The sequence below is a fragment of the Phyllobacterium sp. genome, from assembly GCF_037994405.1.
Classification (GTDB): Bacteria; Pseudomonadota; Alphaproteobacteria; order Rhizobiales; family Rhizobiaceae; genus Phyllobacterium.
Map to the genome: position 1 here is coordinate 1 of NZ_JBBNAN010000390.1, position 19,675 is coordinate 19,675.

The 19,675-nt window shown below is 57.8% G+C and carries 19 protein-coding genes; 15 read left to right on the top strand and 4 right to left on the bottom strand.

Annotation, left to right across the window (positions count from 1 at the left end):
• Window positions 1-1,230 (top strand): OmpP1/FadL family transporter (locus AAAC48_RS21665; RefSeq protein ID WP_340656174.1); only part of this gene is annotated, 1,230 nt, incomplete at its 5' end.
• A 566-nt stretch (window positions 1,231-1,796) separates the two neighbouring features.
• Entirely contained in the window at window positions 1,797-2,543 is a 747-nt protein-coding gene (locus tag AAAC48_RS21670; RefSeq protein ID WP_340656192.1) for a tetratricopeptide repeat protein, read from the top strand.
• A gap of 74 nt (window positions 2,544-2,617) precedes the next feature.
• Here the strand turns inward: AAAC48_RS21670 and xth are convergent, their stop codons facing one another.
• On the bottom strand, window positions 2,618-3,397 hold the full coding sequence (gene xth / locus AAAC48_RS21675) for an exodeoxyribonuclease III (RefSeq protein WP_340656175.1): 780 nt from the start codon (window positions 3,395-3,397) through the stop codon (window positions 2,618-2,620).
• A 41-nt stretch (window positions 3,398-3,438) separates the two neighbouring features.
• Entirely contained in the window at window positions 3,439-3,774 is a 336-nt protein-coding gene (gene erpA / locus AAAC48_RS21680; protein ID WP_340656176.1) for an iron-sulfur cluster insertion protein ErpA, read from the bottom strand.
• Window positions 3,775-3,921: 147 nt separating this feature from the next.
• Between erpA and AAAC48_RS21685 the strand changes: the two genes are divergently transcribed.
• From AAAC48_RS21685 to AAAC48_RS21745, 13 genes are all read left to right on the top strand, one after another.
• The gene (locus AAAC48_RS21685) at window positions 3,922-5,130 is read left to right on the top strand and encodes a deoxyguanosinetriphosphate triphosphohydrolase (protein WP_340656177.1); all 1,209 of its coding nucleotides are present in this window, start codon (window positions 3,922-3,924) and stop codon (window positions 5,128-5,130) included.
• Between the two features lie 64 nt (window positions 5,131-5,194).
• Window positions 5,195-6,952, top strand: a complete 1,758-nt coding sequence (gene argS, locus AAAC48_RS21690; protein ID WP_340656178.1) for an arginine--tRNA ligase — start codon at window positions 5,195-5,197, stop codon at window positions 6,950-6,952.
• 110 nt (window positions 6,953-7,062) lie between these two features.
• Entirely contained in the window at window positions 7,063-9,606 is a 2,544-nt protein-coding gene (locus tag AAAC48_RS21695) for an SPOR domain-containing protein (protein WP_340656179.1), read from the top strand.
• A gap of 75 nt (window positions 9,607-9,681) precedes the next feature.
• Window positions 9,682-10,701, top strand: coding sequence for a beta-N-acetylhexosaminidase (gene nagZ / locus AAAC48_RS21700; protein WP_340656180.1), 1,020 nt, complete (start codon window positions 9,682-9,684; stop codon window positions 10,699-10,701).
• 13 nt (window positions 10,702-10,714) lie between these two features.
• Window positions 10,715-11,578, top strand: coding sequence for a ScpA family protein (locus AAAC48_RS21705; RefSeq protein ID WP_340656181.1), 864 nt, complete (start codon window positions 10,715-10,717; stop codon window positions 11,576-11,578).
• A complete protein-coding gene (gene scpB / locus AAAC48_RS21710) occupies window positions 11,571-12,302 on the top strand; it encodes an SMC-Scp complex subunit ScpB (RefSeq protein WP_340656182.1) in 732 nt (243 codons plus the stop codon). Before AAAC48_RS21705 ends, scpB begins: the two co-directional genes overlap by 8 nt.
• Window positions 12,303-12,490: 188 nt before the next feature.
• Complete coding sequence (locus AAAC48_RS21715; protein WP_340656183.1) at window positions 12,491-12,715, top strand: twin-arginine translocase TatA/TatE family subunit; 225 nt, start codon at window positions 12,491-12,493, stop codon at window positions 12,713-12,715.
• A 65-nt stretch (window positions 12,716-12,780) separates the two neighbouring features.
• Window positions 12,781-13,386: a Sec-independent protein translocase protein TatB gene (gene tatB / locus AAAC48_RS21720; protein WP_340656184.1), complete on the top strand. Its 606-nt coding sequence runs from the start codon at window positions 12,781-12,783 to the stop codon at window positions 13,384-13,386.
• Window positions 13,383-14,210 carry a twin-arginine translocase subunit TatC gene (tatC, locus tag AAAC48_RS21725; protein ID WP_340656185.1) on the top strand — a complete coding sequence of 276 codons (828 nt, stop codon included), beginning with the start codon at window positions 13,383-13,385 and terminating at the stop codon, window positions 14,208-14,210. The genes tatB and tatC overlap by 4 nt, the downstream gene beginning before the upstream one ends.
• Window positions 14,211-14,276: 66 nt before the next feature.
• Window positions 14,277-15,560 carry a serine--tRNA ligase gene (gene serS, locus AAAC48_RS21730; protein WP_340656186.1) on the top strand — a complete coding sequence of 428 codons (1,284 nt, stop codon included), beginning with the start codon at window positions 14,277-14,279 and terminating at the stop codon, window positions 15,558-15,560.
• 17 nt (window positions 15,561-15,577) lie between these two features.
• A complete protein-coding gene (gene surE / locus AAAC48_RS21735; RefSeq protein ID WP_340656187.1) occupies window positions 15,578-16,336 on the top strand; it encodes a 5'/3'-nucleotidase SurE in 759 nt (252 codons plus the stop codon).
• A complete protein-coding gene (locus AAAC48_RS21740) occupies window positions 16,333-16,986 on the top strand; it encodes a protein-L-isoaspartate(D-aspartate) O-methyltransferase (protein WP_340656188.1) in 654 nt (217 codons plus the stop codon). The genes surE and AAAC48_RS21740 overlap by 4 nt, the downstream gene beginning before the upstream one ends.
• A gap of 149 nt (window positions 16,987-17,135) precedes the next feature.
• Window positions 17,136-18,488, top strand: coding sequence for a peptidoglycan DD-metalloendopeptidase family protein (locus tag AAAC48_RS21745; RefSeq protein ID WP_340656189.1), 1,353 nt, complete (start codon window positions 17,136-17,138; stop codon window positions 18,486-18,488).
• 60 nt (window positions 18,489-18,548) lie between these two features.
• On the opposite strand, the gene AAAC48_RS21750 is transcribed toward AAAC48_RS21745, so the two are convergent.
• Together AAAC48_RS21750 and AAAC48_RS21755 are read right to left on the bottom strand one after the other, a co-directional pair.
• Window positions 18,549-19,412 carry an ATP-binding protein gene (locus AAAC48_RS21750; protein WP_340656190.1) on the bottom strand — a complete coding sequence of 288 codons (864 nt, stop codon included), beginning with the start codon at window positions 19,410-19,412 and terminating at the stop codon, window positions 18,549-18,551.
• 33 nt (window positions 19,413-19,445) lie between these two features.
• The coding region (locus AAAC48_RS21755) for a hypothetical protein (RefSeq protein ID WP_340656191.1) at window positions 19,446-19,675 on the bottom strand (230 nt) is incomplete at its 5' end.

A 19,675-nucleotide genomic window follows, 5' to 3' on the forward strand; every position in this document is an offset into this window, starting at 1 on the left:
GAGCGCGGAGGCTACAACTGGGAATTGCTGTTCGAGCCAGGTCGCTTTGCATCGGAAGCTGGCGCTATCTATGTCATGCCTGATCGCAAGATCGAAAACGCGCACGACACCAACCCTCGTAATGGCCCAGGCGGTCCCAAAACGTCCGTGGACGAAACCCCTGATTACACCGTTCCGCGTTTTGGCGCGAAGGTCGGGCTGACCGACGATGCCGACTGCCTTGGCAGCTACGCCGAACCATGGGGCGTTCACACGGAACCTGGCTTTGATTGGCAGGGAAACAATGAGAATATCGAAACCAAGATCAGAAGCCACGACTACGGACTGACCTGTTCTTATCGGTTCGATGTTGGAAAAGGTCAGCTGCGCGCTATCGGCGGTGTATCCTACCAGGAAGTCTCCGGCTTCAAACGGCGCATGGTGCTTGACCCCACTATTATCAGTGGTCTTCTCAGTCAGCCGGGCCGGCCTTTCAACGCGTCAGCCCTCGGTTTCAATGGATCTGGTCTTCTTGACCTCTCTGCAGATGGCTGGGGCTGGCGCGCCGGCGTTGCCTATGAAATCCCAGAATATGCATTTCGCGCCAGCCTGATCTACAACGCCGAAGTGGATCTCGGTCAGATCAATGGCACGGTCGATCTGACAGAGATTCCGTCAGTCCTGGCTGGACCACTTCGTAATCCAGCCATAGGACAGGTGACTGACGTTTACGGCACAGCGACGATGCCTCAGTCGGTTGATTTCCGCTGGCAGACCGGTATTGCTCCGGATTGGCTGGCCTTCGGACAGGTGAAATGGGTTGATTGGAGCGTTCTCGAGGTCATCGCGTTCTGCCCCACAGCCTCGAAAGCCCTCGGATCGTGCGGACCAAGTTCGCGGTTCCGGTTAACATCGCTGGATCTCATGTTCCAGGACGGCTGGACCATTTCTGCCGGCCTTGGTCACAAATTCAACGATCAGTGGGCCGCCTCGGCTCAGCTCAGTTGGGATCGTGGCACGTCGACCGGCTTGACCACGCTGACGGATACCTACCTCCTGTCAGGTGGCGTCGCCTACACTCCGAACAAGAATGTTGAGTTGCGTGTTGGTGGCGCCATCGGGATGCTAACGTCTGGCTCCTTCGGCCCAACGCCGTGCACCGGAAACCAGCCCTGCGGCACCGAAGTCACCTATGACTTTGGCGATGATCTGGTCACTGCGCTATCGATCTCCGGCAAGGTCAAGTTCTGATCAAAGTGCCCGTTTAGAAGAAAGCCCGGCCAACGACCGGGCTTTTTTATTGAGCTATCCTTGGACGTTACAACGATTTTTCGATGCAAGGATAATCGGCGCCCATCAAATTTTGTGACGATTCAGCAACACTTCTAAGCGATGATCTTTGGCGCGGGGGCGGAGGTCAAATTTGCCCATTTTGCGCCACAAACCCGGAGCACCTCAAAGGGGCGGCGATCGTTGGTGGTTGAAGACATCGAGTAATAGTACAGATGTTCCGCGTGGGAAAATGATGGACACGAGACTTATTAGACAGCCCAGCCTTTCAAGACGTCGCCTGACGTTTGGCCATCATTTTATCGTGAGCCCCACTATTGCCGGAAATCGGTCAAATGATTGCTGGAATGAGGTGCGAGATTTGCACTTCCCGTTGCTGGCTGCAGTGTCGACGCAGTCTGGCGGGTATTGTGCCCGGACAGTTGAGTTGGCGCGCATTCAGGTCGCGACAGAGCTGTTCAGGGTGAAGGGACAGTGCCATGTTCATCACTGATCGTCTTGTCGCTCCGCTGGTCGGGATTGGCCTTATGATGAGCGCGATGGCGGTGCCTTGCTACGCCTTCGACACCAACAATGAAATGAACGAGGATTCAAGCCCGTTCGCACTCTTCAAGTTCGGTTTTTCAGCCTACAAGAATGGCCATAAGGACGAAGCGGTCAAGGCGCTGCGCTTTGCCGCCGAAAAGGGTCATCAGGGCGCCAACTGGAAGCTCGCTCGCATGTATGCGGAAGGCGACGGCGTCAAGGAGGATGACTACCAAGCTTACAAGATGTTCGAGCAAGTCATTCGCGAGGGCGCCGATCAGGGCACGCAGAATGAAAGCTATGTCGCAGACGCGCTTGTTGCGCTTGCCGGCTATCTGAAACGTGGTATCCCCAATTCGCCGATCAACTCCAATCCCAGCGCTGCGCGTGATCTTTATCTGCAGGCAGCGTCGAATTTCGGCGACTCCGACGCGCAGTTCGAGCTTGGCAAGATGCTGATGAAGGGCGAGGGCGGCCAGCCCAACCCTAATCAGGCCGCACGCTGGTTCCGTCTGTCAGCACAGAAGGGCAATGCGGGCGCACAGGCCATGCTCGGCAACCTGTTGTTCCAGGCCGGCAAGACCGTGCGGGGGCTGGCGATGATGACCGCCGCACTTGAACACGCCAGCAAACAGGATCGCGTCTGGATCGGTGATATTCAGGAACAGGCATTTTCCATATCGGATGAGGCCGACCGGCGCACCGCAATGGTGTTGGCCGAGGATATCATCAAGACCGGTGATTTTTAGAGACCTTCGCAAATCCACGCTGACTGGCAGCCGGATCAGGCTGAACTCTCGAACGATCTGACCAGAGCAGTCCGCTACGCAATCGTTATCGCAACGGGCACATGGTCCGACGGCTTTTCCCAGGCGCGGACATGCTTCTCAATACTGGCAGACTCAAGCAGGTTCGCGGCTTCTGGTGACAGCATAAAATGGTCGATGCGAATGCCGTTGTTCTTCTGCCAGGCGCCAGCCTGATAATCCCAGAACGTATAGGTGCCGCCGTCTTCGGTAACGCTGCGGACGGCGTCCGTGAAGCCGAGATTTTCAAGGCGGCGGAAAGCCTGGCGGGTTTCGGGCTGAAACAGCGCATCATTAACCCAGGCTTCCGGGATCTTGGCGTCAATCGCCTCGGGTATGACATTGTAGTCGCCAGCGAGGATAAGCGGCTCTTCGAGCGTCAGCCGATCTTCGGCCCAGCGCTCAAGCCGCGCCATCCAGCCCAACTTATACGGGAATTTCGCCGTATCGATCGGGTTGCCATTGGGCAGGTACAGTGAGGCGACGCGCACTGCGCCTTTCTCGGTGGAGAAGACCGCTTCGATGAAGCGTGCCTGTTCGTCGGCATCATCGCCAGGAAGGCCGCGCGTCACCTCGTCAGGTGTTTTCTTCGACAGGATGGCGACGCCATTGAAGCCTTTCTGGCCATGGGTTTCCACGTGATAGCCAAGCGCTTCAAGCTCGAAACGCGGAAAGCTTTCGTCGACGGATTTGATTTCCTGGAGGCAGACGATGTCCGGATCGGATTCCTGCAGCCACGTCGTGAGAACTTCGATGCGTGCCTTCACGCCGTTGATGTTCCAGGTAACGATTTTCATGAATTATCCGCGTTGCAACGACGATGTTTATAAAGATGGGATCAGACCGAGAAGCTGGTTCCGCAGCCGCAGGACGAGGTCGCGTTGGGATTGCGGATCTGGAAGGACTGGCCCATCAGGTCGTCAACGAAGTCAATTTCTGAACCGCCAATATAGGGCAGGGAGATGGAATCGATCAGCACCTTGGCGCCGAGCTTCTCGATGACGATATCGTCTTCGTCCTGGGCGTCGACCAGATCATACTTATAAGAAAAGCCCGAGCACCCGCCGCCCTCGACGGAAATGCGCAGGGCGGTCTTTTCCGGATCGGATTGCAGAATCGCCGAAATGCGCTTCGCAGCGGCATCGGAGACTGAGACATTTGCAACTTCGGTCATTCTTTTGAGTTCCTTTGCGGATTGCTCCGCTGCAGTTGACATTGCCATGTCATAGCTTGCCGTTCATCATACACCATAGCTAAGAATTGGCGACTGGGAAGTCAACGATGTCAGCAGTCGCAAAACCGGAAGGCACGCATTTCAATTATGTCCATGCAGGGTATCGGTTTCGGTTACAGAGAAAGAGCGCCTTACGCCTGCGATCCCGAACAAAGCCGCGGGCGGCTTGTCCTGGAGAGCGAAAGCCCGACACGCACCGTATTTCAGCGCGATCGCGACCGTATCATCCATTCAACCGCTTTCCGGCGGCTGAAGCACAAGACGCAGGTGTTTATCGCCCATGAGGGCGATCACTATCGCACGAGGCTGACGCACTCCATCGAAGTGGCGCAAATCGCCCGGGCGCTGGCACGGTCCATGCGGCTCGACGAGGATCTGGCGGAGGCGATCGCGCTCGTGCATGATTTCGGCCACACGCCGTTTGGACATACGGGCGAAGATGCGCTCAATGACAAGATGCGGGAGTATGGCGGGTTCGACCACAACGCGCAGTCATTGCGCATCGTGACCAACCTCGAAAAGCGTTATGCCGAGTTTGATGGGCTTAATCTGACTTGGGAAACGCTGGAAGGGCTGGTCAAGCACAACGGTCCGCTGATGGACGATCAAGGCAATGGGCTCAAGCATCCGGTGCCAGATCCTATTCTTGAGTACAATGCGCAAAACGACCTGGAACTCAGCAAGTTCGCCTCGCTCGAAGCGCAATGTGCGGCCATTGCCGACGACATAGCCTATAATGCGCATGATATCGATGACGGGCTTCGCTCAGGCCTGTTGTCCCTCGATGCACTGGAAGAGGTAGCGATCACCGGGGACATCCTGCGCGCCGTCCGGCAAAAATATCCGGCGCTCGACAATGTACGTACATCGCATGAGATCGTGCGGCGGCAGATTACAATCATGGTCGAAGACGTTATCCGCAGCGCGCAGGCCAATCTGAACACCCTCAAGCCGCAGACACTTTCCGATATTCACGATGCCGGACGAACGATCATCGGATTTTCAGGGCCGTTGCGCGAGCGGGAGAAGGCACTCAAGGCGTTTCTCTACAAAAATCTCTACTTCCACGAGAGCGTGATGCGGGTGCGCAAGTCCGCTGACAGGATTGTGCGAGAGCTGTTCGATGCCTATCTCGCCGATGAGCAATGCATGCCGGAAGGCTGGCGCGATGGCCGGACAAAGGGCGATTTGACCGCTCGCGCAAGGCTTGTGGCGGACTTTCTGGCAGGGATGACTGACACCTATGCTGTGCGCGAACACCGCCGGTTGTTTGACGACACGCCCGATTTGGCCTAAGGCGTGCGCCAACTTCGGTGACTAGACCGATCAATCTTTACAAACCCCGAATGAGTATCACGTCATGAATATCTTCGCTGATTTCGATGCGCGGATTAAGAAAGCCCTGCAAGCGCTTGAATTGAAAACAACAGATGGCGCTGGGGTGGATTTGTCACGCGTGGGCGTCGAGCCGCCGCGCGATCCAAGCCACGGCGATATCGCGACCAATGCGGCTATGGTTCTTTCCAAGGCTGTCGGTCAAAATCCGCGCGAACTCGCGGTAAAGATTGGCGATGCTTTGAAAAATGATCCCGATGTCGGTAGTATCGACGTGGCGGGACCCGGATTCATCAATCTGCGTCTGAAGGATTCCTATTGGCACAGACAGTTGGCCGGCATGCTGAGCGCGGGTCTCGACTACGGACGGTCGAAACTCGGCTATGGTCACCGCGTCAATGTCGAATATGTCTCCGCCAATCCTACCGGTCCGATGCATGTCGGCCATTGCCGTGGCGCTGTGGTTGGCGACGCCTTGGCAAATCTTCTCAAGTTTGCCGGTTATGACGTCGCCAAGGAATACTACATCAATGATGCGGGCGCTCAGATCGATGTGCTGACAAGTTCCGTGATGCTGCGCTACCGCGAGGCACTGGGTGAGCACATCGGCGAGATCACGGCAGGACTCTATCCGGGCGATTATCTCATTGCGGTCGGGCAGGCGCTTGCAAATGATTTCGGCACGAAGCTTCTGGAAATGCCGGAAGACGAGGCGCTTGCCCTCGTCAAGGACCGGACGATCGACGCAATGATGGCAATGATCCGTGACGACCTCGCCGCGCTCAACGTGCATCATGACGTGTTCTTTTCTGAACGGACACTGCACGCGAACAACGCCAAGCTGATCCGGTCGGCCATCAACGATCTGACGTTGAAGGGCCATGTCTACAAGGGCAAGCTGCCGCCGCCCAAGGGCCAACTGCCGGAAGATTGGGAAGATCGCGAGCAGACCCTGTTCCGGTCGACCGATGTCGGCGATGATATTGACCGGCCTTTGGTCAAGTCGGACGGCCAGTTCACCTATTTCGCCGCCGACGTTGCCTATTTCAAGGACAAATACGACCGGCACTTCGACGAAATGATCTATGTGCTTGGCGCGGATCATGGTGGGTATATCAAGCGGCTCGAAGCGCTGGCGCGCGCTGTTTCCGGTGGAACGGCGAAGCTGACGGTACTGATTTGCCAGTTGGTCAAGCTTTATCGCAATGGCGAACCAGTGCGGATGTCGAAGCGTTCGGGTGAATTCGTCACCTTGCGCGACGTCGTGGAGGAAGTGGGCCGGGATCCTGTCCGGTTCATGATGCTGTACCGGAAGAATGACGCGCCGCTGGATTTCGATTTCGCCAAGGTCACGGAACATTCCAAGGACAACCCTGTGTTCTATGTCCAATATGCTTCTGCGCGGTGCCATTCGGTTTTCCGGCAGGCGATGGAGCAGCTTGGCATCGGCGAGGAAGCATTGGCGGGCAGTGCCCGGCATTTTCATCTGCTGACGGACGAGAGCGAAATTGCGCTCATCCGCAAGCTTGCAGAATATCCGCGGCTGATCGAAACGGCGGCCTTGCACCAGGAGCCGCACAGGCTGGCTTTCTACCTTTACGACCTTGCAAGTTCGCTGCACACGCAGTGGAACAAGGGAACCGAAAATCCGGACTTACGTTTTATTAAGGTTAACGATCCAAACTTGTCCCAAGCCAGGCTAGGGCTGGTTCAGGTTGTTTCGAAGGTCCTGGCGTCCGGATTGTCAATAATAGGTGCGGACGCCCCGACTGAAATGCGCTAGAATGCACGGAAAAGCGTAGCAATCCTGTCAACTTTTGCCCACATTGCGCTGGTAAGGCCAATGCGTGACGTCCTCGGACGTCCCACAGTTGAGAGTACAGGATTAACGCCATGGCGGACAACTATCTTCAGCGTTCTCACCGGCAGGATGATTCGCGATTCGGTAATGATGACCCTCTGATGGAGCTTTCCCGCATTATGGGAACGCCCGAGCAGGACGAATCGGCTGATGATTTTGCCTTGGATCTCGAACGCGAACTGATGGGAGGCTTCGACGAGCAAGCCGCTTCTCAGTCCGCCGGGCAGGTTCCCGATCAGAACGAGCCAGCGGATGACGATCAATCCGTGGTGCAGGATTTTCAGGAATCCATCGAGCGCGAACTGATGGCGAGCGAGCCTTCTTACGACCGTCAGGACGCGCCTGCCGAGCCGGTGGCCGCTTATGAAGAACCCGACTATGCCGACTACGAGCCAGATGTATCGTATGCGGACAATGTAGCGGGCGAGGGTGCAGCGGCTGCTGCGCAACGTGAAGAGCGCCCGGCTGCGGCCGCGCCGTCGCTCAGCCTGGAAGATGAGCTCGAGACCCTGCTTGCAGGATCGGCGCAGCCGGTCGTGCAGCGTTCGGCCAATGCTTCCTGGGGCTACGGTTCACAGACACATGCGATAGGCCGTACGGACCCCGAGCCGTCGATCGGCCGCGCCACGTCGTATCATCAGCCTGCTTCGCAACCTTCCTATGTGCCGGAACCCGATTCTTATCAGGCCCCGATGCAAGAGCCGGCTGCATTTGAAGCCACGGATGAGCAGGCGCAAGATGATTTCGATGCCGATGAGTTGACGGTGGCTTTCGATGATTTCGAAGTCCCATCGGAGGTTGAGGAAGAACCTGCCGCAACGGCATCGGAACCGGTATTCCCGCGCTATCACACTGTTGAGCAGGCCGTTGCGCCAGCTCGCGAGCAGATCGAAGTGCCGGTTGCTGCGCCTGTCGCAAGTGCACCAACACTGCCGCAAGTGCACGAGTTGAGCGATTATGCCGATGAGCTCGATCGGGCGGCTGCCTCGATTGATGCCGCAGCACCTGACGTGGACACTGTGGCAGTGACCGAAAACCGCGTCGACTATACGGAAGCGCTGGATCTTCCGGCGGTGCATTACGAGGATGATACCCCGGAGCATAGCGGGCTCGGTGAGCTTGAGACCGAGTTTGCTGAAGTGTTTGGTTCGATCGAAGCAGAAGACCAGCGCCCGAGCCAGGCCGTTGCCGAAGAACCTGCGAAGGCAGAGCCTGAGAAGGACGAATTCGCGGATATCTTTGCCGATGTCTTCGGCAACGAAGCGGAGCAAGGCCGTTACAATGCGGCTGGCTACGCGGCCGCCGCTGGTGCGGCAGCCGTTGGCATGGCTGCTGCCAGCGCACAGCCGAGCCGTCCTGGCGCCCAGGCTGCCTATCAGCATGGTCCGGAAGAAGACAACGACTTTGGCTACGACCCGCGACAGAACGATGTCGATATTGCCACGACACCCTATGGACAAAAGCAGTCTAAGGGCCGGAGTAGTCTGTTTGTACCCGGCGTCGCTGCTGCAGTCGTGCTTGTGGCTGTCGCCGGTGCCGTTGCCTACAAATGGACCGGTGGCACGGGTGGTGAGCCTGTTGTCATCATGGCCGACAAGACCCCGATCAAGGTTCAGCCGGAAACGACGAGTACCGCCACTGTTCCAAATCAGGACAAGGTTGTTTACGACAAGGGCGCAACGGCTGCTCCGGAAGCCCCCAAACAGGATCAGCTCGTAACCACGCAGGAACAGCCTGCCGATCTCTCTGCCGATGAGGATGAGGGGGATCAGGCCACTGCACCACTCGATGGCAAGGTCGAGGCACGTGTCGACCCGGCACAGCAGGACGTTGCAAGCAACGCTCAGCCCACCGAGCGCAACGGTGCGATTGCGCCACGCAAGGTCCAGACAATGGTGGTGAAGCCCGACGGGACGATGGTTGCATCCATTCCGCAGGCGGATGATCCGGTGAACGCTGGTCCCGCTGCCGCTCCGGCTGAACGGCCCATGGCTCCGGCTCCTGCCACCGCCAACGCGCCCGCGGCTCCTACCGCGTCCGGCAATGATGAAATTGGCTCGCTCGTACAGGACAACCAGCCGCCCGCGCCAGCTGCGCAGGCTGCTGCGCCAGAGCCAGCGCCGGCAAAGACAGCGAAGGCGCCGGCTGCGGGCAAACTGCCTGCCAAGCCGGTCGAGACGAAGAAGATCACCCAGGAAACGGTCGCTTCGGTTGCGCCTAAGAACGTTCCGACGGTCGATTCCCGACCAGCCGATCAGCCGCTTGACATCGTCGATCGCGTACCGCCGAAAAATGCGGCTGGACAGCAGGTTGCCTCGGCTGCCCCGGCAGCGGGCACCTACCTGATCCAGATCGCGTCGCAACCGAACGTTGAAGGCGCGCAGAAAACCTACGCATCCCTGTCGCAGAAATATGCGAATGTGATCGGCGGGCGCGGCGTGGATATCAAGCAGGCCGAGATTGCCGGCAAGGGTACGTTCTTCCGTGTCCGGATCCCGGCAGGGTCAAAGAATGATGCGATCAATCTTTGCTCCAAATATAAATCTGCGGGCGGCAGCTGCTTCGTTACGCAGTAAGGCCTCCAATATTCTCTTGAAAAGGCGGCCATGGCCGCCTTTTCCTTTTTGGCGCCGAGGAAGTAGACTCTGGATATGAGCGAATCAAAAGCATGGATTGCCGGGACCTCCGGTTTGAAGCTGACCCCGGACGAGATCGCGTTCTTTCGCGATGAACGTCCTTGGGGCTTTATCCTTTTTGCCCGCAATGTCAGCGAGCCTGCACAGATCGAGGACCTTTGTGCGCATCTGCGTGACCTGGTCCGGCGTGACGATGCGCTCGTGCTGATCGATCAGGAGGGCGGGCGCGTGCAACGGTTGCGGCCGCCGCTCGCACCGAACTATCCTTCGGGATCGGAGTTAGGCGCGCTTTTCCGGGAAGACGAAGAAAAAGGTCTGCGCGCAGCGTGGCTGCTTTCCCGTCTGCATGCATTCGATCTGTTGAAGCTTGGGATCAACGTCGATTGCCTGCCGGTACTCGACGTTCCGGTTGAGGGTGCCAATGATGTGATCGGTACGCGCGCCTATGGCAAGCATCCGGAAATCGTGACTGCCATGGGACGCGCTGCGGCAGAGGGGTTGATTGCCGGCGGCATGCTCCCCGTGATCAAGCACATTCCGGGGCACGGCCGCGCCTTTGCCGACACACATCATGAATTGCCAACAGTCGCGACTCCGCTGGATGAGCTTGTTGAACATGATTTTGCGCCTTTCCGCGCTCTGGCGCATCTGCCCATGGCCATGAGCGCGCATGTGATCTTCGCTGCGGTCGATCCGAAAAGCCCGGCCACGACGTCCGGCAAGGTGGTGGAAGAGATCATTCGCGGCTATATAGGGTTTGACGGGCTGCTGATGAGCGACGACGTCTCCATGAATGCACTTTCTGGGGATTATTTTGATCGGACGAAAGCAATCTTTGCGGCAGGCCTCGATATCGTGCTTCATTGCCACGGCATTATGGAGCAGATGAGGGCGGTCGCGTCGTGCACGCCTGAGCTTGAAGGCAAGGCATTCGAGCGAGCCAAGCAGGCGATCGATTATCGAAAAGAACCGGACGCCTCCAGCGAGGACGAGCTCCGGGAAGAGTTCCAGCGCACATTTGAGGCGGTAGCATAGAAGCGAGAGACATTTGGCTGCGAGCGAGCAAAAGATAAACGGCAACAGCGTGACGCCTATGGAGGCGTTGTGGGAAAGCCCGTCCGATCGCGGCCTCAGCGAGCCCTCTCTTGTCATAGATATCAAGGGTTTCGAAGGCCCGCTTGATCTTCTGCTGCACCTTGCCCGTAACCAGCGTGTCGATCTGGCACGTATTTCGGTGCTCGCGCTCGTGGAGCAGTATCTGGTGTTCATCCGTCAGGCGCAGGCGCTGCGCCTGGAGCTTGCGGCCGATTATCTCGTTATGGCGGCCTGGCTCGCTTATCTGAAATCGAAACTTCTGATCCCCAAGATCCCCGGCGACGATGGCGAAAGTGGCGAGGAGCTGGCTGCAACGCTGCAATTCAGGCTGAAACGTCTGGAGGCCATGCGCGATGCGGCAACCAAGCTGGTCAATCGCAACAGGCTTGGCCGCGATGTCTTTGTCCGGGGCATGCCCGAAGCTGTAATCGTCGACCAGACCAACACCTATTCTGCCACGCTGTATGAACTGCTGACCGCCTATGCTTCACAGCGGCAGAAGCGCGCGGTATCCCAGGTGCAGATTGCGCGGCGCAGCGTCTGGTCGCTGAAGGATGCCCGTTCGATCCTGTTGCGGCTGGTGGGTGAGGCGAAGGACTGGACGGCGCTCGATCAATATTTGCTGGAGTTCATCGTTTCCCCAGCCGAAAGGGCGACGGCAATGGCGAGTTCCTTCGCCGCGAGCCTCGAAATGGTTCGGGAAGGTCATCTTGAGATCCGCCAGACTCGTGCGTTCGAGCCGATATACCTGCGCAACAAGCCTGTAGATGCTGGTGAGAAGACGGGTGCGCCAATCGAGGACATGGTCAATGGCTGACTTCGTGGAAGACCGTTTCGAATGCGAGGATGACGAGCTTGAAGCATCGGCCGGAAACTGGAATTCGTCGGTTCCCGTTTCGGAAGCGCTGCGCATGGCGGAAGCCATTTTGTTCGCATCGGCCGAACCAGTCAGCGAGAAGGCTCTGAAAGAACGCCTGCCATCGGGTGTCGACGTCGCCGCGCTGCTTGGGGAACTGCAAGAGATCTATTCCAAGCGCGGTGTCAATTTGCGGCAGGTTGGTGGGGCGTGGGCGTTTCGGACCGCCGCTGATCTGGCTTTCCTGATGAACCGGGAAGCCTCGCAGCAGAAGAAGCTGTCGCGCGCAGCACTGGAGGTGCTGGCGATCATCGCTTATCACCAGCCGGTCACCCGCGCGGAGCTTGAGGATATCCGGGGTGTCGAAACCTCGAAGGGTACGCTCGATGTGTTGATGGAGACGGGTTGGATCAAGTTTCGCGGCCGCCGCCGCACGCCGGGTCGACCCATCACCTACGGCACCACGGCTTCATTCCTCGATCATTTCGGCCTGCAGGAAGTGCGCGATCTGCCTGGGATCGATGAATTGCGGGGGGCAGGGCTGCTCTCCGCCCGGATGCCTGCCAACTTTGCCGTTCCCATCCCGGTCAATGATCCGGACGAACTGACCGAAGACGAAGATCCGCTGACGGATATCGACCTCGAAGAACTCGGTCTTTTGACGCCCCGCGTCGAACATGATTGAGACAAGCTTCGCGGTTAATATTATCCTCAATGTGGCCTAAAAGCCCGTTGCTGCAGAATTTGTGCCGAAGTTTTCACTTCGCGCTTGCGTAGCGTTTACATGAATGTGAAACAGCAGAAGACACTTGTGTTTGAAAAGCACGGGGAAAAGGCATAGATCAGCCCAAGTTGGGTGAATGTGAGGATCAAATGGGTAGTTTTTCAATCTGGCACTGGCTTATCGTGCTTGCAGTCGTGCTTCTTCTGTTCGGACGCGGCAAGATTCCTGAGCTCATGGGCGATGTTGCCAAGGGCATCAAGAACTTCAAGAGCGGCATGAGCGAAGACGAAGACACGGCCGACAATTCCAAGACAATTGACAACCAGACGAGCCAGCCGGTGAATTCAGTCAAGGAAAAGACGACAAAGTCTTGAATGATTGAGGCTTAGCCTTGTCCTGTGCGCGGTCTATCCATCGCGCTGTGGCTGGAGCATGATGAATGTTTGAAGTTGGTTGGTCGGAAATTCTGGTTATCGTGATCGTCTTGATCGTGGTGGTCGGGCCGAAGGATCTGCCGAAAATGCTGCGCGCATTTGGCAAGGCAACGGCGAAGTTTCGCGCCACTGCCGGTGAATTCCGGCGGCAGTTCGATGAGGCGCTCAAGGAGGCGGAACTTGATGATGTCAAGAACATCATCAATGATGCCAAGGGCCTTGATCCGCGCAGCGACATTCGCAAGGTATTTGATCCAGTCAGAACAATGGGCGAGGAAATCCGCTCCAGTCTGAAAGACGCGACCTCGACTGCCAAGGACAATGTCGCAATCCCGGATCCGGAGGCACCAGGTGCTACTCAGTTGCAGCCGCAGGTTATGGAGCCTTTGGCAGTGGCGGCTCCCAAGGTGGCGGCCGAGCCAGCGAAGCCCAAGGCAGCGAGCGCCGCAAAAAAGGCTGCGCCCGCCCAAAGGGCCGCAAAAGCTGCACCAGCCAAGAAGACCGCGCCAGCCAAGGCTATGACAACCGCTGAGGTCAAACCGGCCAAGGCACCAACAAAGAGAACGGCAAAGCCGCGTGTTAAAGCTGGCGATACGGGAACACAATCTTGAACAAGTTCGATGACGATATCGACAAGAGCTCGGCGCCACTGATCGAGCACCTGATCGAACTGCGCCAGCGCCTGATCTGGGCCCTCGTTGCGTTCTTTGTCGCTTTCCTCGGTTGCTTCCACTACGCCAAGCAGTTGTTCAATCTGCTGGTGATCCCCTACCAGTGGGCCGTGGGCTGGGCAGGTTTTGACCCCGCAAAGGCGCAGCTGATCTATACCGCCCCGCAGGAATTCTTCTTCACGCAGGTGAAGATCGCGATGTTTGGTGGTATCGTCATCGCCTTTCCAGTGATTGCCTCACAAATCTACAAGTTCGTGGCACCGGGTCTCTATCGCAATGAGCGTATGGCGTTTCTGCCATTCCTGATTGCGTCGCCGATCCTTTTCCTCATGGGCGGCGCGCTGGTCTATTTCTTCTTCACGCCCATGGTCATGTGGTTCTTCCTTGCCATGCAACAGCAGGGCGGTGCCGGTGAAGTGCAGATTTCGCTGCTGCCGAAGGTTTCCGAATATCTCAGCCTGATTATGACCCTGATCTTCGCCTTTGGCCTTGTGTTTCAGCTGCCGGTTGTCACCACCTTGCTCGCACGCGTCGGGCTTGTCGGGTACGAAGGACTGAAGTCGAAGCGCAAATACGCGATCGTCATCGCCTTTATCGTCGCCGCGGTGATCACGCCGCCAGACCCGGTCAGCCAGATCGGTCTTGCACTCCCGACGATCATTCTCTACGAGATTTCCATCTGGATGGCGCGTCTGGTCGAGAAGAAGCGTGCGGCGGCTGATGCCGAAGCGCAATCGGGGTCCAGTGAAATCTCCTCGTCCTGACGCTCACTGATTTCACCGGGCGTCCGCGTCCTTACTCAACATTCACTCCAATACGGCTTTATTCCCATGCTCGATATCAAATGGATCCGCGAGAATCCGCAAGCGCTTGACGCAGCTCTGGCCAAGCGAGGCAATGAGCCGGCATCGTCCCGTTTGATCGAGCTCGATGAAAAGCGCCGCCAGCACATCGCCAAGCTGCAGGATGCCCAGGAGCGCCGCAATGCAGCCTCCAAGGAGATTGGCAAGGCGATGGGTGCCAAGGATCAGGCAACGGCCGAGCGTCTCAAGGCCGAGGTCGCCGAGATCAAGCAATTTCTTCAGTCGGCTGAAGAGGAAGAGCGTCAGCTTGACCGCGCGCTGAATGATGCGCTGTCGGTGCTGCCAAACATTCCGCTTGGCGACGTTCCGGTCGGCAAGGATGAAACCAGCAATGTCGAAACGCGCCGTGTCGGCCATCTGAAGAATTTTGCCTTCGAGCCGAAAGAGCATTTCGAGATCGGTGAAAAGCTCGGCTACATGGATTTCGAGCGGGCGGCCAGGCTCTCGGGCAGCCGCTTCACCGTTCTGAAGAGCCAGTTATCGAGGTTGGAGCGGGCGCTTGGTCAGTTCATGCTTGACCTGCACACGACCGAGCACGGCTACACCGAAGTCAGTCCGCCGCTGCTTGTCAATGACGATGTGCTCTATGGCACGGGCCAGCTGCCGAAGTTCGCGGAGGATCTGTTCCAGACCACCGACGGCCGCTATCTCATTCCGACCGCTGAAGTGCCGCTGACCAATCTCGTTCGCGAGGAAATCCTCGACATTCGCGATTTGCCGATCCGCATGACGGCGCTGACGGCATGCTTCCGCTCGGAAGCGGGTTCTGCCGGCCGCGACACGCGCGGGATGCTGCGTCAACACCAGTTCATGAAGGTCGAACTCGTATCGATCACCGACGCCGAGCGTTCGATCGAGGAGCATGAACGAATGACGGCCTGTGCAGAGGAAGTGTTGAAGCGGCTCGACCTGTCGTTCCGCACCCTGACGCTGTGCACTGGCGATATGGGCTTTGGCGCGCAGAAGACCTATGATCTGGAAGTGTGGCTTCCGGGGCAAAAGGCCTACCGCGAAATTTCCAGCTGCTCGGTCTGCGGCGATTTTCAGGCACGTCGCATGAATGCGCGCTACCGGCCGGAGGGCGAGAAGTCCACGCGCTTCGTCCATACACTGAACGGTTCGGGTGTCGCCGTGGGGCGTGCGCTGATTGCCGTTGTCGAAAATTATCAGAATGAAGACGGCAGCGTCACAGTTCCTGATGCACTTCTGCCCTATATGGGTGGACTGAAACGGATCGAAAAAGCAGCTTGAGCGTAAGGGGCAGGGCAATGCGCATTCTCTTGACCAACGATGATGGTATTCATGCGGAAGGTCTGAGCGTGCTGGAACGCATTGCCCGACAGCTGTCCGACGATATCTGGGTGATTGCGCCGGAGACCGACCAGAGCGGGCTGGCGCATTCCCTGACACTTTCCAATCCTTTGCGGCTGCGCAAGATCGACGAACGGCACTACGCCGTGCGCGGAACGCCCACCGACTGCGTGATCATGGGCGTGAAGCACCTCATGCCGGAGCCGCCGGATCTGATCATCTCGGGTGTCAACTCCGGCTCGAACATGGCTGATGACGTTACATATTCCGGCACTGTTGCGGGCGCGATCGAAGGCACTTTGCTTGGTATCAAGTCCATTGCGCTGTCTCAGGAATACAATCTCGATGGCGGCGCGCGCGTGTTGCCCTGGGAAGTTGTCGAGGAGCGTGCCCCAGCACTCCTGAAGAAGCTCCTGTCCGTGGAACTGGCAAAGGGCGTGCTCGTCAATATCAATTTCCCAAGCTGCAATGCTTCGGAGATCGCTGGCACCCGCATCACGGCGCAGGGCAAACTCTCTCACGGCCTGGCGATCGAGGAACGCCATGATGGCCGTGGCTTGCCCTACTATTGGTTGCGCTATGGCCGCGGCAAGGATGTGCCTGCCGAGAACAGCGATGTGGCTGCGATCCGCAAAAACTACATTTCGATCACACCGCTACAGCTCGATCTGACAGCGCATGAAATGCGCGTAACTCTGGAGAATGCATTCGCATGAAGGCTGCGCTTTCGGACCGTGAGGGATTTGCCGCTTTTCTCCTGCGCATGCGATCGCTTGGGCTGACTGACCAGCGGCTGATGAGTGCCTTCGAAGCAACGCCGCGCATGGCCTTCGTCAACGGCAATCTCGGCAATGTGGCCTATGGTGAAGGAATGTTGCCCATCGAGTGCGGAGAGTTCATGGAAGGACTCGATCTGCAGGCGCAACTGATCAGGGCGCTTGATCTCGAGCCGACGCATCGTGTGCTCGAAATCGGCACCGGTAGCGGCTTCACGACCGCGGTGATGGCGCGCCTCGCAGGTCGTGTCCTGTCACTTGAGCGCTATCGAACACTTGTCGAACTCGCCCAGCAGCGGCTCCAGGCGTTGAAGATCGAGAACGCTTTCGTCAAGCACGCCGACGGCCGGCAGGGCCTTGCGCATGACGGTCCGTTTGATCGCATTATCGTTTGGTCAGCCTTTGAAAGCATGCCGCGCCAATATGTCGATCTGCTGTCGTCCAACGGTGTGATGGTCGCGCCGATCGGCCCGCTTGAAGGGCAGCAAGTTGTTGCACGCCTTGCCAAGATCGGCAGCCGTTTCGAACGCGAGGACATGATGCCGGTGCGGTTTCTGCCGCTGCTTGAAGGTGTTGCCGCAGCATTGTGACTGACCTTCAGTTCCGTGCGGTTCGGCGCCAACCATTTACGGGTTTGGTGAATTTTTTACAAATTTTATTCGCCTTTTAACCGTCGAGTAACATTAACGCGATCTAATGCGACTTAATATTCTTGTATTGAGTACGGGCGGGATATGCGATGCGTTTGAGTACACTAGACAAAGCGTCACGGCGGCTGGCTCTGAATGCCGCTATTCTCACGGTTGCCGGTTTGGCTGCCGGTTGTAGTTCGGGCGTACAGCGCTTTACCAGCGCCGATTTCAGCTCCGGCTACAGCGACAACCAGCGTTCGATCATGCAGACCCAGAACACGGGTCCGCAGCCTTACAAGCCGCCGGTCGATTCAAACTACACCGCATCGGTCGATCGTAGCGCCGGTGGCGTTCAGCGCAGCAGCCTGCCGCCCGTCGGCGCAGCGAGCGCATCAGCTCTTCCGCCGGTGTCATCGCAGCCTTCGCGTCCAGCCTTGGCGCCAGTTGCAAACACTGCCGCTCCGCAGCGGCAACAGCAAGTGGCATCAGCCGAACCCATCCAGCCGATGAAAGCTGCGCCGCTCGGCGCAAACTCCGGCACATTGAAGACGCCTGATGGCCGTGAAGCCAAGATGCCGGCCAAGCCTGCTCCAGCTCAGGGTTCAACCAATAATGTTGCTGTGCTGCCGCAGGCGCCGCAGGTCAAGGAAAAGCAGGCGGCTGGCTCGACGACACCGTCGACCACCACTGCCAAGAATAACACTGGTTCCTACACGGTTCAGGGCGGCGATACTCTGCACGCGATCTCGCGCAAGACCGGCGCCAATGTCGATGCGATCAAACAGGCGAACAACATGAAGGACGGCAATGTCCGCGTTGGCCAGTCGCTGATTATTCCGCCATCCAATTCGTCGCTGGCGCAGAACGTTGCCAACAACATGAAGCCGAAGGGTGCGACCGATCAGGTCAAGACCGCATCGACACCGCCGGTAGAACAGCCGAAAGTCGTGGCGAGCACTGCACCGCAGCAGCCCGCAGCGGCATCTGCTGCTCAGCAGGCTGATACGCAAGCCAAACCTTATACGCCGCCGCAGGCAAGCGAGAAGGTGATTGACGACGCCGAGAAGGACGTTGCAGCGGCACCCTCCGCCACAGGCGCTTCGGGGATGCGTTGGCCAGTACGCGGCCGCGTCGTTGCCAATTACGGCAAGGGCAGTGACGGCATCAATATCTCTGTGCCGGAAGGTACGCCGATCAAGGCCGCCGAAAATGGCGTTGTCATCTATGCAGGCGATGGGCTCAAGGAATTCGGCAATACGGTTCTCGTCCGCCATGACAATGGCCTTGTCACGGTTTATGGCAACGCCAGCAAGTTGAGTGTCCAGCGCGGTCAGAAGGTCAAGCGTGGAGAACAACTCGGAAGCTCCGGCATGACCGGCAACGCAACGACGCCGATGCTGCATTTCGAAGTCCGCAAGAACTCGACACCGGTCGATCCGACGAAATATCTCGAATCCTGATCGATAAGCTGATCGATAAGAAAGCCCGCGCCGAAAAAAGGTGCGGGCTTGCTTTTTTGACTAGAGTTTCTTCCCTAAACGGCCGGCAAGGTCCTGTGTGAACTGCCAGGCAACGCGGCCGGAGCGCGAACCGCGCGTCGTTGACCACTCCAGCGCTTCGGCATGAAGTTGTGCTTTTGCCACGGCGAGATCGAAATGTGCAGCATAGCCGTCGATCATCGACAGATAATCATCCTGGCTGCACTTGTGGAAGCCAAGCCAGAGGCCGAAACGGTCGGAAAGCGAGACTTTTTCTTCAACAGCTTCGGATGGATTGATCGCGGTCGAGCGCTCATTCTCGATCATGTCACGCGGCAGAAGATGACGCCGGTTCGACGTGGCGTAGAAGATGACGTTATCTGGCCGGCCCTCGACACCGCCTTCAAGTGCCGCCTTCAATGATTTGTAGGATGTGTCGTCGTGATCGAAGGAAAGATCATCGCAGAAAAGGATGAAACGATAGTCCGTGTCCTTGATGGCGGCCATGAGGGCAGGGAGGCTGTCGATGTCCTCGCGATGGATCTCAATGAGCTTGAGCGGGTGGCCACCCGCAGGCACTGCCGTGTTGACCGACGCATGCACGGCCTTCACCAGAGATGATTTGCCCATGCCGCGTGCACCCCAAAGAAGCACATTGTTGGCCTGGAACCCATCGGCAAAGCGCTTTGTGTTGTCAAAGAGGATGTCACGGACATTGTCGACACCGCGGATCAGGGAGATATCGACGCGGTTGACCTTGCTGACGGGATCGAACGCGAGGCGATCGGGGTTCCATACAAAACAATCCGCCACATCCAGCTTGACCGGTTGAGGCTTCGGCGGCGCCATGCGCTCCAGCACTGCAATCAGGCGATCAAGTTTATCTGTCAGCAATTCCTCGGACATTCTCATCAAGCCTTTGTTTTTGTATGCGCCGTGTCACGAAAGCATCTTGTGACAAATAGGACGCAGTTCTGTTTCTCGGATGGCGAGACAATCCACGCGGAAGGTGGCGAGGCCGATGTTTACCCATCGGACGAAGCCGCCTGACAAAGTGGGTGTCCGCCTCCCGAGTTTATCGAGGGGCGGAAACCCGGCCGTTGGTTTGCCAAAGCAAACCAACCAGCTTTCAAACCCGCTGGTCGAATTATCCGCATTTGGAGAGAAAT